A 14,858-nucleotide genomic window follows, 5' to 3' on the forward strand; every position below is an offset into this window, starting at 1 on the left:
CGCTCTTTCTCGACGTAGTGGAGCGGATCACCCACATCACGAGAATCTGGAGCAGCCCGTGGCAACGCCGGACAAAACAGCGCGGCGCGCACTGGGGGCCTGTGCCGCCCTGATGGTCGGCGCCCTCACCCTCACCGCCTGCGGTGGCAGCGCGAAAGCGGACAGCAAGGGCGGCAAGGACGCGGGGAGCGGCGCGAGTTCGACCAAATCTTCCACGGCAGCCCTCGCCATCTCGGCCAAGGACGGTTCGACGGGCGCGTCCATCAACGCGACCGGCGTGAAGGTCAGCAACGGCAAGCTCACCGACGTGAAGATGACGGTGTCCGGGACCGGGGCGGCCGTAGCCGGAGCGATATCCGCGGACGGCCGCTCCTGGAAGCCGAAGGAGCAGCTCGAGCGTGGGACGAAGTATCAGATATCGGCCACGGCGAAGGATGCGAACGGGCGCACCGCCGCCGCCAACTCCATCTTCACGACGGTCACCTCAAGCAACAGCTTCATCGGCACGTACACGCCCGACAACGGCACCACGGTCGGCGTCGGGATGCCGGTCTCGTTCAACTTCGACAAGGTGATCAGCGACAAGAAGGCCGTGCAGTCGCACATCACGGTGTCCTCCAGCAGCGGGCAGCAGGTGGTGGGGCACTGGTTCGGGACGCAGCGGCTCGACTTCCGGCCCGAGGAGTACTGGAAGGCCGGCTCCAAGGTCACGATGAAGATCGACCTGGACGGAGTCGAGGGCGCCAACGGCGTCTACGGGGTGCAGAAGAAGACCGTCACCTTCACCATCGGGCGTTCCCAGGTGTCGACGGTGGACGTCAACACACAGACCATGACGGTCGTACGGGACGGAAAGACCCTCAAGAAGGTCCCGATCTCGGCGGGCAGCCCGGACCACACGACGTACAACGGGCAGATGGTGATCTCGGAGAAGTTCGTACAGACGCGGATGAACGGTTCGACGGTCGGTTACGGCGGCGAGTACGACATCCCGGATGTGCCGCACGCGATGCGTCTGACGACTTCGGGGACGTTCATCCACGGCAACTACTGGTACAACAAGGGCAATCCGCCCTTCGGCCGGGAGGGCACCAGCCACGGCTGTGTGGGGCTCGCCGATGTGCAGGGCGCGCAAGGGGACACCAGCGCCAAGTGGTTCTACGACAACTCTCTCGTCGGGGACGTCGTGACCGTCAAGAACTCCCCCGACAAGACCGTCGCGCCGGACAACGGGCTCAACGGCTGGAACATGTCGTGGAGCGCCTGGAACGCGGGAAGTGCCGTCTGACGAGGGCTTTTTGACACCCGGGCGGGCCGCGTGGGAACTTGCCGCGCGGTCCGCCCGTTTTCCGGCCGTACGTTTTCTCGGTTCGCGGGCATGATGCCCGATCGAGGGGCTACGGTATGCACCCACAAGGTGACATGCAGCAACGCCGGGAGAGAAACCTTGAGCGTTCCGTACGAGACAGCAGCGTACGAACCACCCGAGTCGCCCGAGTCTCCGGAGGAGCATCTCGCGCGACTCCTCGGTCGCGCCCTGAACTCCTTCGAACTGCCGGACGAGACGATACGGCGGCTCGACAGCGCGCTGGCGCACGACAGTTCGTTGCACTCCGCGCACCACAGCGCCGGCCTGCATCGCGAGACGTACCGGCACACGTGGCTGCTCGCCGACGGCTCGGCCGTCACGTTGTGGGAGCTGGTGCACAACACGGCACCCGGCAGCGATCCGCAGCACGAGGTGTACGTGGACAACGAGGAGCTGCGCGCCGCCACGGACCGGCTGCCGCTGCCCGCGGACACGCCGGACTTCGAACTGGCGGTGCTCGTGCACCTGTCACCCTTCCCCGAGCCGCGCCATGAGTACGTGCCCGACGACTCGGCGGACCACGCACGGCGGCTGTTACGGCGAGCGGAGAACCCCGATCAGCCGGACGGCGACATCGCCGCGCTGCTGACCGGCGAGGCGTGCGCGCACCAGATCACCCAGGCCTTCGGCCGTCCCTGCCGGACAGGCCGGCCGGGGATGTCCTTCTCGCTCTACGAGCACGCGTTCCTGCTGCGCGACGGGCAGGAGATCTCCCTGTGGGAGGTCGAGCACACGGCGACGCCCGACCGGCGGCACATGTGCGAGGTGTACGCCACGGAGGACGCGGCGCGGGACGCGATGGAGCGGCGCGCGGCTCGGCTCAACTGACGCACGAAGTCAGTGCGTTACCGCAAGCCGGTTACCGCAAGCCGGTTACCGCAAGCCGGTTACCGCAAGCCGGTTACCGCGAGCCGGCTACCGAAGGCCGCCTACGGGCGGCTTTCGCTGAACTGGCGTACCAGACCGGCGAATGCGGCGTGCTCCTGCGGAGTCAGTTCGACGGACTCGGTGTCGGGGCCGGACCGTCGTTGACGGGGCATCGCACAGAGCGCGTCGCCCTGGCACCGGACCGCAGCAGCTTCGGAGCGGCCCCGGCCCCCGCGCAGGAGGCGCACCAGCCCGACAACCCAGATGACGGTCGCCAGGGCGAGGGTGGCCACACCTGTCAGCTGAAGGATCGACACTTGCTCGGGCATGCGCCCCAGTAGACACCACGGTCCGGGACTTTGACCCCGGACCGTGACGTATATCGCAGATGCCGCGAACAGCTCACAGATGCGCTGAACTGATCACAAATGCCGTGAACGAATCACAGATGCGGTGAACAAATCACAGATGCTGCGAACAGCTCACAGGATCCCCAAAGGGGCAGGCGGTTGGCGTTTCAGGCGGCGGCCACCGGCTCCTTGCGGTCGGCCTTCGACGCTGTCGGAGCGCCGGCGACCCCCGCGCCCGTGCCCTCGGGAGCCTGCTTGCGCATGCCCTTCAGTACGACCACCAGAGCGGTGGTGACACAGACACCCGCGGCGATGGCGACCAGGTAGAGGAACGGGTTGCCGATCAGCGGGACCACGAAGATGCCGCCGTGCGGGGCGCGCAGGGTGGCGCCGAAGGCCATCGACAGGGCGCCGGTGACCGCGCCGCCCACCATGGACGACGGGATGACGCGCAGCGGGTCCGCCGCGGCGAACGGGATCGCGCCCTCCGAGATGAAGGAGGCGCCCAGCACCCAGGCGGCCTTGCCGTTCTCGCGCTCGGTCTGGGTGAAAAGCTTGGCGCGGACGGTGGTGGCCAGGGCCATGGCGAGCGGCGGGACCATACCGGCCGCCATCACCGCGGCCATGATCTTCATCGCCGAGTCGCTGGGGCTCGCGACCGCGATACCCGCCGTGGCGAAGGTGTACGCGACCTTGTTGACCGGGCCGCCGAGGTCGAAGCACATCATCAGGCCGAGCAGGGTGCCGAGCAGGATGGCATTGGTTCCGGTGAGACCGTTCAGCCAGTCGGTCATGCCCTGCTGCGCGGAGGCGATGGGTTTGCCGATGACCACGAACATCAGGAACCCGACGATCGCCGCGGAGATCAGCGGGATCACCACCACCGGCATGATGCCGCGCAGCGCCTTCGGGATCCTGACCTTCTGGATCGCGATCACCACGGCACCGGCGATGAGACCGGCGGCCAGACCGCCGAGGAAGCCCGCGTTGATGGTGAGGGAGATCGCGCCGCCGACGAAGCCGGGGACCAGACCCGGCCGGTCCGCCATGCCGTACGCGATGTAGCCGGCGAGGACCGGGACGAGGAAGCCGAAGGCCACGCCGCCGATCTGGAAGAACAGCGCACCCCAGCTGTCCGCCTGCAGCCACATGAAGTGGTCCATGACGGACGGCGCCTTGTTGACCTGGTAGCCGCCGATCGCGAAGCCCAGGGCGATCAGCAGACCGCCCGCGGCGACGAACGGCACCATGTAACTCACGCCGCTCATCAGCCACTTGCGGAGCTTGCTGCCGTAGCCCTCGCCTGACTCACCGGTGCGCTCCACCGGCGTGCCGGACGCGGTGCCCGCGGAGACCTCGCCGCGCTCCGCCTTGCCGCGAACCTCGGAGATCAGCTCGGCGGGACGGTTGATGCCCGCCTTCACACCGACGTCGACGGTCGGCTTCCCGGCGAAGCGGTCCTTGTCCCGTACGGGCACGTCGTGCGCGAAGATCACGCCGTCCGCCGCCGCGATGACCGCCGGGTCGAGCCGGGTGAAGCCGGCCGAGCCCTGCGGTTCGACGACGAGTTCGACACCGGCCTCGCGTCCCGCGTTCTCCAGCGACTCGGCCGCCATGTAGGTGTGCGCGATGCCGGTGGGGCAGGAGGTGACGGCGACGATACGGAACGGTCGCTCGTCGGAGGTGACGGTGGCGCCCGGCGCCGGGGCGGGTCCGTCCTCGACGGTCGCACCCGGCGCCGGGGCCGCGCCGTCCGTGCCGGTGTCGGCGGAGGCCGGCGCGCTCGACTCCGCCGCGGAGTTGTCGGAGCTGTCGGAGGTGTCAGAGCTGTGGGAGCTGTCGGAGGCGGTGGCTGCCGCCTCGGGCTCGTCCCCGCGGATGAGCGCGGCCGTGGCCGCCTCGTCGTCCGCCGACCGCAGCGCGGTCGTGAACTCGGCGTTCATCAGGTGCCGGGCGAGGGACGAGAGCATCGTGAGGTGGGCGTCGTCCGCTCCCGCGGGGGCGGCGATCAGGAAGATCAGGTCGGCGGGCCCGTCCGGCGCGCCGAAGTCGACCCCGGCCGCGCTGCGCCCGAAGGCGAGCGTCGGCTCGGTGACGTGAACGCTCCGGCAGTGCGGGATGCCGATGCCACCGTCGAGGCCGGTCGGCATCTGGGCCTCGCGGGCGGCCACGTCGGCGAGGAAGCCGTCGAGGTCGGTCACCCGGCCCAGGGCCACCATGCGCTCGGCGAGGGCTCGTGCCGCCGCTTCCTTCGTATCGGCGGACAGGTCGAGGTCGACCAGGTCCGCGGTGATCATCTCGCTCATCGCGGGCTCCTTCGCACGCGTATCGCCCGGGGGGACTCATGGGCGGGGGCGGGGGCGGGGGTTCGTACGGGGGTGGGGACATGGGTGGGGACGGAGGTGAGAACAGGGATGAGAACAGGAGTGAGTACGGGGGTGAGTACGGGAGTGAGTGCGGGGGTGAGTGCGGGGGTGAGTACGCGGCCCATGCGCCCGGGGGCAGTGCATCCAGGGCCCGTCGCACCGACGTGGCGCGGGGTCATGACACTGGCTCCGTCAGTACGCGGTCCACCGGGATCTCCGATGTGACCGTCACGGCGGAGGGGTCGAGGTCGGCAGGGCCCGGCATCACGCTGCCGGGGAGCTGGACGGCTGCGGCGCCATGGGCGACGGCGGAGGCAAGTGCCTTGGGACCGCTGCCGCCGGCGATCAGGAAACCGGCGAGCGAGGAGTCACCGGCGCCCACGTTGCTGCGTACGCCGTCCACCCGTGCGCTCGCGAACCAGGCACCCTCGGCGTCCACGAGCAACTGACCGTCGGCGCCCAGGCTCGCGAGCACGACGCGCGCCCCCATCTCGCGCAACTCCTCGGCCGCCTTCACCGCGTCCCCCACCGTCGTAAGAGGGCGCCCGACGGCTTCCGCGAGCTCCTCCGCGTTGGGCTTCACCACGTCGGGCCTCTCGCGCAGCGCCGCGAGCAGCGCGGGGCCCGAGGTGTCCAGCGCGATCCGGGCGCCCGCCGCATGCGCACGGGCGACGAGATCGGCGTACCAGCGAGGCCCGAGCCCGCGCGGCAGGCTGCCGCAGCAGGTGATCCAGTCGGTCTCGCCGGAGCGGTACTGCGAGCGAACGGTCTCCAGCAGGAGTTCGGCCTCGGCGGCGGAGAGTTCGGGGCCGGGCGCGTTGATCTTCGTCATGGTGCCGTCGGGTTCGGCGACCGAGATGTTCGAGCGGGTGGCTCCGGCTATCGGTACCGGCGCGACCTCGATGCCCTGCGCGTCGAGCAGGTCGGCGACGAGTGCGCCGGGCGCACCACCCAGGGGCAGGACGGCGACCGTGCGCTGCCCGGCGGCCGCGACCGCGCGCGAGACGTTCACGCCCTTGCCGCCCGGGTCCATGCGTTCGCCGGTGGCCCGGATGACCTCGCCGCGGTCGAGCGACGGGACCTCGTACGTACGGTCGAGGGAGGGGTTGGGGGTGACAGTGAGGATCATGCGCACTCGTTTCTCAACACACAGTGGTTCTCAACACACAGCGGTCACGTACCGCTTGCCGCTTGCCGCTTGCCGCTTGCCGCTTGCCGCTTGCCGCTTGCCGCTCAATACGGACGGCTCGCTCTACACACACAGCACTTCGGTGCCGCCGCGTTCGATGGCGGTGGCGTTGTCCGGGCTCAGCCCGCGGTCGGTGATCAGCAGGTCCACATCGCTCAGGTCGCCGAAACGGGCGAAATGCTCCTGGCCGTGCTTGGAGGAGTCGGCGAGCAGAACCACGCGGCGCGCGGCGCGCATGGTCGCGCGCTTGACGGCGGCCTCGGCGAGGTCGGGGGTGGTCAGTCCGTACGAGACGGAGAAGCCGTTGGCCGCGATGAAGAGGACGTCGGCGCGGATCTCGCTGTACGCGCGGAGCGCCCAGGCGTCCACAGCGGCGCGCGTACGGTGCCTCACGCGCCCTCCGACGAGATGGAGTTGGATGCCAGGGTGGTCCGCGAGGCGGGCCGCGATCGGCAGGCTGTGGGTGACGACGGTCAGCGTCGCCTCCAGCGGGACCGCTCCGGCGAGCCGGGCGACCGTCGATCCGGCGTCCAGGATCACCGTGCCGTCGTGCGGCAGTTCGGCTACGGCGGCCTGGGCGACGCGATCCTTCTCGTCGGCCGCCGTGTACTCGCGCTCGGCGAGGTCGGGCTCGAAGTCCAGCCGCCCGGCCGGTATCGCACCCCCGTGCACCCGGCGTACGAGACCCGCGCGGTCCAGCGCTTTCAGGTCCCGGCGGATGGTCTCCGCGGTGACCTGGAACTCCTCGGCCAGCGACACCACGTCCACCCGGCCGCCGTCACGGGCGAGCCGGAGGATCTCCTGCTGCCGCTCCGGTGCGTACATGTCCGTTCGCCTCCGAGTTATGCCCGAACCTGTGGTTTCAATCGGAGGCTACGCCCGGATTTCCGGAAAGTAAACAAGTCCGGGCGCGATCCGGGCATGAACGGACTTCGATTGCCGAGGGCAACGCAAACCGGGACAACGTAAACCCGGGACAACGCAAGGGGCCCGGCACCTGAGGTGCCGGGCCCCTTCGGTCTTGGTTCACGGAACGAGCTCGGGCTCCTTCGTGACCTCGCCGGACGAACCATCCTCCGTGCCCTCCGCGCTCTCGGCACCCTCGGCATGCTGCGCCGGCCGCTTCGGCAGCGCGAACATCAGCAGGAAGATGGCCGTCATCACCGCCGCGACCCAGCCGAGCGCGTGCTGGAAGGCGTTCACGAAGGCCGGGCCCACCTCAGCCAGGGCCAGCCGGTCCCCCATCGTGCCGTAGAAGACGACGGACACCAGGCCGAGACCCAGCGCGTTGCCCATCTGCTGCACGGTGTTGATGAGCCCGGACGCCGAACCGGAGTGCTCACGCGGCACCTCCGAGAGCACCGCGTCCGTCAGCGGCGCCACGATGAAGCCCATCCCCACGCCCATGACCACCAGCGGAAGCGCCATCTGCCAGGAAGTGATGGACATGCCGTACCGCTCGGACTCCCAGATGTAGAGGAGTACGCCGGCGGCCATGGTCAGCGCGCCCGCCTGGAGCACCTTGCGCCCGAAGCGCGGGACCAGCAGCTGCACCGACATCCCCGCGGCCGCCGAGACCGCGATCGAGAACGGAACCCCGGTGAGGCCCGCCCGCAGCGGCCTCCACCCCAGACCGAACTGCATGTAGAGCGTCCAGACCAGGAAGAAGATGCCGAGCGCGACACCGAAGACGGTCTGTACGGCGATGCCCGCCGCGAAGCTCTTCACCTTGAAGAGGGAGAGCTCGACGAGCGGCGAACCGTCGATCCGCGTCTTCCGCTTCTCGTACGCCACCAGCACCGCGAAGACGACGAGGGCGCCGACCATGGACACGTAACCCCAGAGCGGCCAGTCCAGCTCCTCGCCGCGCGTCAACGGGTAGAGCAGCATCACCAGTCCGAGCGCGACGAGGGCGACACCGACGAGGTCGAGTTTGAGCGCCCGCGGCGCCTTGGACTCGGTGATGAAGCGGCGGCCCAGAATCAGGCCCGCGATGCCGACCGGAAGGTTGATGAGGAAGATCGGCCGCCATTCGAGGCCGAACAGGTTCCACTCGGTGAGCAGTGCGCCGAGCAGCGGCCCGGACACGGCGCCCAGTCCGACGACCGCGCCGAACAGCCCGAACACCTTTCCCCGCTCGTGCGCCGGGAAGGTCGCGTGCACGATCGACAGCACCTGGGGCACCATCAACGCGGCCATCCCGCCCTGGAGGATGCGGGAGGCGACGAGCATCTCGGGGTTCACCGCGAAGCCGCACAGGGCCGATGCGATCGTGAATCCTCCAATGCCGACCAGGAAGAGGCGCTTGCGTCCGTGAATGTCGCCGAGCCGCCCGCCCGTGATGAGCCCGGCCGCGAAGGCCAGCGCGTAACCCGCCGTGATCCACTGGATTTGGCTGACCGAGGCGCCCGCCTCCCGCTGGATGGACGGGATCGCGATGTTGACGATCGTGACGTCGACCAGGTCCATGAAGGCCGCGGTCATCACGATCGCGAGTGCGAACCAACGGCGTCGGTCGGCCGCTGGGGCCGGGCTGTTGAGAATGGTCTCGGTGGAGGTCATGCAACGAAGGTAGGGTCCGATTAGGTCAGATCGTGTCCTAGTTGTGCGGCACTCTGGAAAGCATGACTACGGATACGCCGGCCAGGCTTCTCCAGCTCCTCTCCCTCCTTCAGACGCCCCGCGAGTGGCCCGGCGGCGAGCTGTCCGAGCGGCTCGGAGTGTCCCGTCGTACCGTCCGGCGGGACATCGACCGGCTCCGCGAACTGGGCTATCCGGTGCAGGCGACCAAGGGCGCCGACGGCGGGTACCGACTGGTGGCGGGGAAGGCGATGCCACCCCTCGTACTCGACGACGAGGAGGCCGTGGCGATCGCGGTCGGGCTGCGGGCCGGCGCCGGGCACGCGGTCGAGGGCGTCGAGGAGGCCTCCGTACGGGCCCTCGCCAAGCTGGAGCAGGTGTTGCCGTCCCGGCTGCGGCATCGAGTGTCCACGCTGCAGGCGGCGACCACCCCGCTCACCAGCGGCGACGGAGCGAGCATCGCGCCCGAGACGCTGACCGTGATGGCCTCGACCGTGGCCGGCCGGGAGCGGCTGCGGTTCGCCTACCGCGCCGGGGACGGCACACCGTCGCGCCGGCTGACCGAGCCGTACCGCCTCGTCTCCACCGGCCGTCGCTGGTACCTCGTCGCGTACGACCTCGGTCGCGAGGACTGGCGTACGTTCCGCGTCGACCGGGTCACCGAACCCTTCGCGACCGGAGCGCGGTTCGCTCCGCGCGAGTTGCCGACGGGGAACGCGGCGGAGTATTTGCGGCAGTCGATGTACCGGCGTCAGGAGACGTACGCCTTCGACGTCACCTTCGCCGCGCCGGCCATGTTCGTCGCCGCGCGGCTGCCCGCCTGGCTCGGGGCGCCCGAGCCGATCGACGACCACAGCTGCCGGCTGCGTTCCTCCGCCGGGGATTCCGTGGAGTGGCTCGCGGTGCGTCTCGCGATGGTCGACTGCGAGTTCACGGTGCGGGAGCCGACGGAACTCGTGGCGTGTCTAAGGGAGTTGGGGGCACGGTTGACGCGGGCGGCGGGTGGCGAGCGGTCGGGGGTCACTGGGGGCTAGCGGACGTCGGAGCGCGTGGTGTCCGACGTACGGGACTGGCAGCGTGTGCGTGAGTTCCAGACGCAGACCGGGCACGCGGCCGCGGACTCCGACTCCGACTCCGACTCCGACGGAGCGGCCTACTCCGACGGAGCGGCCTACTCCGACAGCGGTGTCGGCATCGGTGCCACCCGGTGTCGCCCGGTGTCGCCCGGCATCGTCGGTGCCGGTGCCGGTGCCGGTGTCGGTGTCGCAGTAACGCCGTCGGGGGGCGGGACGGGACGAAGAGCACACCTGATGAGCCATGCCTCCGTCGCTCACCCGGTGTGCCACGGAAAGTCGCGAAGGGAACCGAGGTTGCGCACCGCGAGCGCGACGGGCCCGGACGGTCCGTCTGCCGGGTCGTCACCGGCGGCCCACGCCTCCACCGCGACGCGCACCGCCGCGCTGGCCAGGGCGGCGCTGAGCCGGATCTCGGGGGAGATCGGCGAGGGGTCGTCACCGGGCTGCCGGAAACCGGGTTCGGGTGTGGGCGTGGGTGTGGACGTGGGTGTGGGCGTGGGCGTAGGCGTAGGCGGGGGTGTGTCGGCATCCGCACCCGCATCGGGGGCACCCGGCGCAGTGGAGGTCCGCGCCGCCAGCACCTCCGCCAGCGTCCGCTCCGCGGTATGGCATGCCTCGCCCCACACCCTCAGCAGGGCCGGGCTTCCCTCGGCCAGCCGGAGCAGGGAACGGACCCACCGCAGGGACTCCGCGCGCACCCCGACCCCGGGTGTCATCGTCTCAACGACCGCGCGATGGAGGGCCTCTGGGACGGTCAGGTGGGCCGGGGCGTCGCGGACCGTCTCGGCCCACTTCTGGGCACCCGCGGCGAAGAGGGGGGCGAGGGACTCCTCCTTGCTCGCGAAGTAGCGGTAGAAGGTACGCGGGGCGATGCCGGCGGCGCGGGCGATGTCCTCGGCGCGGGTGGCGCGCAGGCCGTTGCGCATGAACAGCCCCGCAGCGGCTCGGGCGATATCCATGCGGGTGGCGGCCTTGCGCCGTTCGATCAGCGAGGGGGCCTGCCCGTCGGGCGAGGAACGCGGGGCGGCGCGGTCGCCGGACACCCGGTGCGCAGGGGCGCCGACGGGGCGCTTCTCGGCCGCCGGACCGTCGGAAGCCGAAGCCACCGAGGCCGCCGCGTCCTCGGAGGCCCTGGCCACATGTTCGGTACCGCTCACGAACGGCAGGTTATGCCTCTGTGGCACAATCTGCCATTCGGGTCACCCCGGGGTTCAGGTTCGGGGTGGCCCGTCAAACGACCTGCCCCGAAGCAGCCTCCCCCGCCGGAGGCAACAGGATCTTCCGCGCCCCCCTCGCCGGGCAGCAACCACACGAGACCACGAGCCGTCGGGCAAGCGCCAAGGCCTACCCGAAACCACCCGGGTGAGAAGCTTCACGAGTCACCCCCGGCCAGGAACCACCGAGCCTCGCCGTCCGCCCCTGGGGCGGTGCAGGCACAAAAAGGAGCCGAGCCCCGGCGCCGGGGGGAGGCGACGGAGCTCGGCTCTGGAAGAGTCCCGGCGCGGGGGGGGTGTGCGTCGGGACTCGGCTTTGGGGGTCACGGACGTATGCCCGGGACTGTGGGGCCTAACCCTGGGCCCTGAAGTCTTGTTCCCAGAGCCAAGCGAGTTGAAGCGGCGTTACACGGCCATGTCCGGCCGGCTTGTGGCCGACATCTGTCGGTAACGAAGAGCCGGGCTTACGCAACCGCGTCGAAACCTGTGTCGCGTGCGAGCTTCTTCAGTTCGAGCAGCGCGTGCTTCTCGATCTGGCGGATGCGCTCTCGCGTGAGGCCATGCTCCTTGCCGACCTCCGTGAGCGTGCGCTCCCGGCCGTCCTCGATGCCGTACCGCATCTTGATGATCGAGGCCGTGCGCTGGTCGAGGCGGCCGATCAGGTCGTCCAGTTCCTCGCTGCGCAGCAGCGTCATCACCGACTGCTCGGGCGAGACCGCGGAGGTGTCCTCCAGCAGGTCACCGAACTGGGTGTCACCGTTGTCGTCCACCGCCATGTTCAGCGAGACCGGGTCACGGGCCCAGTCCAGGACGTCCGCCACGCGCTCCGGTGTGGAGGCGAGCTCGGCTGCGATCTCGGCATGCTCCGGCTCGCGCCCGTGCTCGCGGTTGAACTCGCGCTGCACGCGACGGATCCGGCCCAGCTCCTCGACCAGGTGGACGGGGAGGCGGATCGTGCGCGACTGGTCCGCGATGGAACGGGTGATGGCCTGGCGGATCCACCACGTCGCGTACGTGGAGAACTTGAAGCCCTTGCGGTAGTCGAACTTCTCGACCGCGCGCACCAGGCCGGCGTTGCCCTCCTGGATCAGGTCGAGCAGGGGCAGGCCGCTGCGCGGATAGCGGCGGGCCACGGCGACGACCAGGCGCAGGTTCGACCGGATGAAGACGTCCTTGGCCCGCTCGCCGTCGGCGACCAGCGCCTCCAGCTCCTCGCGGGACGCGTCCGCCTCGGCCTGCTCCTCACCTTCGAGGATCTGCCGCGCGAACACACCCGCCTCGATGATCTGGGACAGCTCTACTTCCTTGGCGGCGTCGAGCAGTGGTGTACGCGCGATCTCGTCGAGGTACATGCCGACCAGGTCGCGGTCGGCGATCTCGCCGCCTACGACGCGAACACTGCGTGCACCGTCGCTGGTCTCGCCGGAGGCGGACTTACGACGGGCGACGGCACGGGTTGCCATGCGTGCTCCCTTGCGATGGTGGGCTTGCGGGTCGGTCCGGACACTTCGGGCTCACCCTCCCGGGTGCCCTGCATCCGAAGGAAACAACGACTGGAATCCGGACAGAATTCCCAACCCGCCCCTCGATTTTTCTGATCATGCAGTACCCTGTCCCGCCACAGAGAGGGACCAGATGACGACAGAACGTACAGAAGTGCAGGTCAGGTCGGGAACCGAGGGTGACCTCGATGCCCTCACGGCCATCTACAACCACTATGTGCGTGAGACGCCCATCACATTCGATACCGCTGTTTTCACTGCGGAAGAGCGTCGCTCGTGGCTGCTCTCCCACCCTGAAGACGGACCGCACCGCCTGTTGGTTGCCGCGGACGCGGACTCACAGGCAACTCTTGGGTACGCCACCAGCAGCCCGCTCCGCCCCAAGCCCGCGTACGCCACCTCGGTCGAGGTCACCATCTACCTCGCCCCCGACGCGGCCGGCCGCGGCATCGGCACCCTCCTCTACAAAGCCCTCTTCGAGGCCTTGGAGGGCGAGGACCTGCACCGTGCCTACGCGGGCATCGCGCTGCCCAACGAGGCATCCACGCGGCTGCACGAACGCTTCGGGTTCCGACACATCGGCACCTACCGGGAGGTGGGCCGCAAGTTCGGCCGGTACTGGGATGTGGCCTGGTACGAGAAGGAGCTGTGACCCGGTAGGCACGCAGCTGCCGCCGTCGGCACGGGCCGACCCGGCAGGCACAGGCACAGGCACAGACTCAGCCTCAGCCGAACTGCACCGACCGCTTCGCCATCCCCAGCCAGTAGCCGTCGATCACGGACTTCTGCCCGGCCGGCTCACCGACCGCGTCCGCCGCACCCATGGCCACGAAGAGGGGCGCGAAGTGCTCGGTGCGCGGGTGGGCGAGACGGCCCGCCGGGGACTTGTTCTCGAAGTCGAGCAGCGCGTCCACGTCACCGGCGTCCAGGGCACGGTGGCCCCAGTCGTCGAACTCGCTCGACCAGGAAGGTACGCCACCGCCGGTGTGCCGCAGGGCCGCGAGGTTGTGTGTGAAGAAGCCGGAGCCCACGATCAGGACGCCCTCGTCGCGCAGCGGCGCCAGCTTCCTGCCTATGTCCATCAGCCGGACCGGGTCGAGGGTCGGCATGGAGATCTGCAGGACCGGGATGTCGGCCTCGGGGAACATCTCCACCAGCGGGACGTACGCGCCGTGGTCGAGTCCGCGGTCCGGGATGTCCTGCACCGGGGCGCCGGGCGCGCGTAGCAACTTCCGTACGGACGCGGCGAGTTGAGGGGCACCCGGAGCCTCGTACCGCACCTGGTAGAAGTGCTGGGGGAAGCCCCAGAAGTCGTATACGAGCGGCACCGTCTCGACCGCGCCGAGGGCGAGGGGTGCCTCCTCCCAGTGGGCGGAGACCATGAGGATCGCCTTCGGTCGCGGCAGGTCGGCGGCCCAGGCGGCGAGCTGGCCGGGCCATACCGGGTCTTCGGCGAGGGGCGGGGCGCCATGACTGAGATAGAGGGCGGGCATGCGCTCCCGCACGACACGCTCCTCGGTCGCGACAGACCTGACAGCAGACATGACAGCAGATCCGACTTCAGAGCCGACTTCAGAGCCGACTTCAGAGGTGGCTTCAGAAGTGACTTCAGAAGTGACAGCAGATCCGACAGCAGACACGGCGGCGGCTCCCCACGGGTTCGATCACGCGACCCGAATCATCGGCACTCGGATCACTCACTCACGTCAATCAATCATCAATACTTGAACTCTCAACAGCAATATCACCATAATCCCAGTTTATTTAACTTTCAAGAAGGGGCTCGTACAGTGGAGTACATGAACACGGCATCCACTCAAGAGACGCGCTGGCTCACCGACGAGGAACAGCGCACCTGGCGTGCCTACATGCACGCCTCCACCCTTCTGGAGGACCATCTCGACCGACAGCTCCAGCGGGACGCGGGGATGCCGCACGTCTACTACGGCCTGCTCGTGCAGCTCGCCGAGGCGCCGCGCAGGCGGCTGCGGATGACCGAGCTGGCCATGAGCGCGAAGATCACCCGGTCCCGTCTCTCCCACGCGATCGCGCGCCTGGAGAAGAGCGGCTGGGTGCGGCGCGAGGACTGTCCCTCCGACAAGCGGGGGCAGTTCGCGGTCCTGACGGACGACGGCTACGAGGTCCTGAACCGGACCGCGCCCGGTCACGTCGCCGCCGTACGCCAGGCCCTCTTCGACCGGCTCTCCCCCGACCAGCAGAAGGCTCTCGGTGAGGCCATGCGGATCATCGCCGAGGGGCTCCAGCCGAAGGACGCGGGCGCCGACCTGCCCTGGCTGCGCTAAGGCCTGTCCGGCGGATCGTGCTTCAGGGCTCTCTCGTGGGGA

At 69.4% G+C, this 14,858-nt stretch carries 13 protein-coding genes; 5 read left to right on the forward strand and 8 right to left on the reverse strand.

The genetic code is table 11. The features are described 5' to 3' along the window. Nucleotides 1-58: 58 nt before the first annotated feature. The gene (locus ACFYPC_RS16080) at nt 59-1,288 is read left to right on the forward strand and encodes an Ig-like domain-containing protein (protein WP_388675758.1); all 1,230 of its coding nucleotides are present in this window, start codon (nt 59-61) and stop codon (nt 1,286-1,288) included. Between the two features lie 159 nt (nt 1,289-1,447). After that, nucleotides 1,448-2,197, forward strand: a complete 750-nt coding sequence (locus ACFYPC_RS16085) for a DUF6227 family protein (protein WP_388675761.1) — start codon at nt 1,448-1,450, stop codon at nt 2,195-2,197. Between the two features lie 101 nt (nt 2,198-2,298). On the opposite strand, the gene ACFYPC_RS16090 is transcribed toward ACFYPC_RS16085, so the two are convergent. The 5 genes from ACFYPC_RS16090 to ACFYPC_RS16110 all read right to left on the reverse strand — a co-directional run bounded on the left by ACFYPC_RS16090 (nt 2,299) and on the right by ACFYPC_RS16110 (nt 8,703). After that, nucleotides 2,299-2,565, reverse strand: a complete 267-nt coding sequence (locus tag ACFYPC_RS16090) for a hypothetical protein (protein ID WP_388675764.1) — start codon at nt 2,563-2,565, stop codon at nt 2,299-2,301. 188 nt (nt 2,566-2,753) lie between these two features. Beyond that, nucleotides 2,754-4,892 (reverse strand): fructose-specific PTS transporter subunit EIIC, encoded by a 2,139-nt coding sequence (locus ACFYPC_RS16095; protein ID WP_388675767.1) that lies wholly within the window; start codon nt 4,890-4,892, stop codon nt 2,754-2,756. A 235-nt stretch (nt 4,893-5,127) separates the two neighbouring features. Then, complete coding sequence (pfkB, locus tag ACFYPC_RS16100) at nt 5,128-6,081, reverse strand: 1-phosphofructokinase (RefSeq protein WP_388675769.1); 954 nt, start codon at nt 6,079-6,081, stop codon at nt 5,128-5,130. Nucleotides 6,082-6,204: 123 nt separating this feature from the next. Then, nucleotides 6,205-6,966, reverse strand: coding sequence for a DeoR/GlpR family DNA-binding transcription regulator (locus ACFYPC_RS16105; RefSeq protein ID WP_388675771.1), 762 nt, complete (start codon nt 6,964-6,966; stop codon nt 6,205-6,207). A gap of 201 nt (nt 6,967-7,167) precedes the next feature. Further along, entirely contained in the window at nt 7,168-8,703 is a 1,536-nt protein-coding gene (locus ACFYPC_RS16110) for an MFS transporter (RefSeq protein WP_388675774.1), read from the reverse strand. 62 nt (nt 8,704-8,765) lie between these two features. On the opposite strand from ACFYPC_RS16110, the gene ACFYPC_RS16115 reads away from it, so the two are divergent. Continuing rightward, complete coding sequence (locus ACFYPC_RS16115) at nt 8,766-9,755, forward strand: helix-turn-helix transcriptional regulator (protein WP_388675777.1); 990 nt, start codon at nt 8,766-8,768, stop codon at nt 9,753-9,755. A 296-nt stretch (nt 9,756-10,051) separates the two neighbouring features. On the opposite strand, the gene ACFYPC_RS16120 is transcribed toward ACFYPC_RS16115, so the two are convergent. Beyond that, a complete protein-coding gene (locus ACFYPC_RS16120; protein ID WP_388676226.1) occupies nt 10,052-10,756 on the reverse strand; it encodes a TetR/AcrR family transcriptional regulator in 705 nt (234 codons plus the stop codon). Nucleotides 10,757-11,475: 719 nt separating this feature from the next. Further along, nucleotides 11,476-12,474 (reverse strand): RNA polymerase sigma factor RpoD/SigA, encoded by a 999-nt coding sequence (locus ACFYPC_RS16125; protein WP_388675780.1) that lies wholly within the window; start codon nt 12,472-12,474, stop codon nt 11,476-11,478. A gap of 172 nt (nt 12,475-12,646) precedes the next feature. On the opposite strand from ACFYPC_RS16125, the gene ACFYPC_RS16130 reads away from it, so the two are divergent. Further along, nucleotides 12,647-13,165: a GNAT family N-acetyltransferase gene (locus tag ACFYPC_RS16130; protein ID WP_388675782.1), complete on the forward strand. Its 519-nt coding sequence runs from the start codon at nt 12,647-12,649 to the stop codon at nt 13,163-13,165. A gap of 73 nt (nt 13,166-13,238) precedes the next feature. On the opposite strand, the gene ACFYPC_RS16135 is transcribed toward ACFYPC_RS16130, so the two are convergent. After that, a complete protein-coding gene (locus ACFYPC_RS16135; protein WP_388675785.1) occupies nt 13,239-14,057 on the reverse strand; it encodes a dioxygenase in 819 nt (272 codons plus the stop codon). 255 nt (nt 14,058-14,312) lie between these two features. Here ACFYPC_RS16135 and ACFYPC_RS16140 point away from each other — a divergent pair, with 255 nt between their 5' ends. Continuing rightward, entirely contained in the window at nt 14,313-14,816 is a 504-nt protein-coding gene (locus ACFYPC_RS16140; RefSeq protein ID WP_388675788.1) for a MarR family winged helix-turn-helix transcriptional regulator, read from the forward strand. The last annotated feature ends 42 nt before the right edge of the window (nt 14,817-14,858 follow it).

The organism is Streptomyces sp. NPDC005808 (genome assembly GCF_042871385.1).
Lineage (GTDB): Bacteria > Actinomycetota > Actinomycetes > Streptomycetales > Streptomycetaceae > Streptomyces.

Coding starts and splice junctions, on each gene's coding strand:
- ACFYPC_RS16130 (WP_388675782.1), top strand. CDS start 12,647: ATGACGACAGAACGTACAGAAGTGCAGGTCAGGTCGGGAACCGAGGGT.
- ACFYPC_RS16110 (WP_388675774.1), bottom strand. CDS start 8,703: ATGACCTCCACCGAGACCATTCTCAACAGCCCGGCCCCAGCGGCCGAC.
- ACFYPC_RS16140 (WP_388675788.1), top strand. CDS start 14,313: ATGAACACGGCATCCACTCAAGAGACGCGCTGGCTCACCGACGAGGAA.
- pfkB (WP_388675769.1), bottom strand. CDS start 6,081: ATGATCCTCACTGTCACCCCCAACCCCTCCCTCGACCGTACGTACGAG.
- ACFYPC_RS16135 (WP_388675785.1), bottom strand. CDS start 14,057: ATGTCTGCTGTCAGGTCTGTCGCGACCGAGGAGCGTGTCGTGCGGGAG.
- ACFYPC_RS16125 (WP_388675780.1), bottom strand. CDS start 12,474: ATGGCAACCCGTGCCGTCGCCCGTCGTAAGTCCGCCTCCGGCGAGACC.
- ACFYPC_RS16095 (WP_388675767.1), bottom strand. CDS start 4,892: ATGAGCGAGATGATCACCGCGGACCTGGTCGACCTCGACCTGTCCGCC.
- ACFYPC_RS16105 (WP_388675771.1), bottom strand. CDS start 6,966: ATGTACGCACCGGAGCGGCAGCAGGAGATCCTCCGGCTCGCCCGTGAC.
- ACFYPC_RS16090 (WP_388675764.1), bottom strand. CDS start 2,565: ATGCCCGAGCAAGTGTCGATCCTTCAGCTGACAGGTGTGGCCACCCTC.
- ACFYPC_RS16115 (WP_388675777.1), top strand. CDS start 8,766: ATGACTACGGATACGCCGGCCAGGCTTCTCCAGCTCCTCTCCCTCCTT.
- ACFYPC_RS16120 (WP_388676226.1), bottom strand. CDS start 10,756: ATGGATATCGCCCGAGCCGCTGCGGGGCTGTTCATGCGCAACGGCCTG.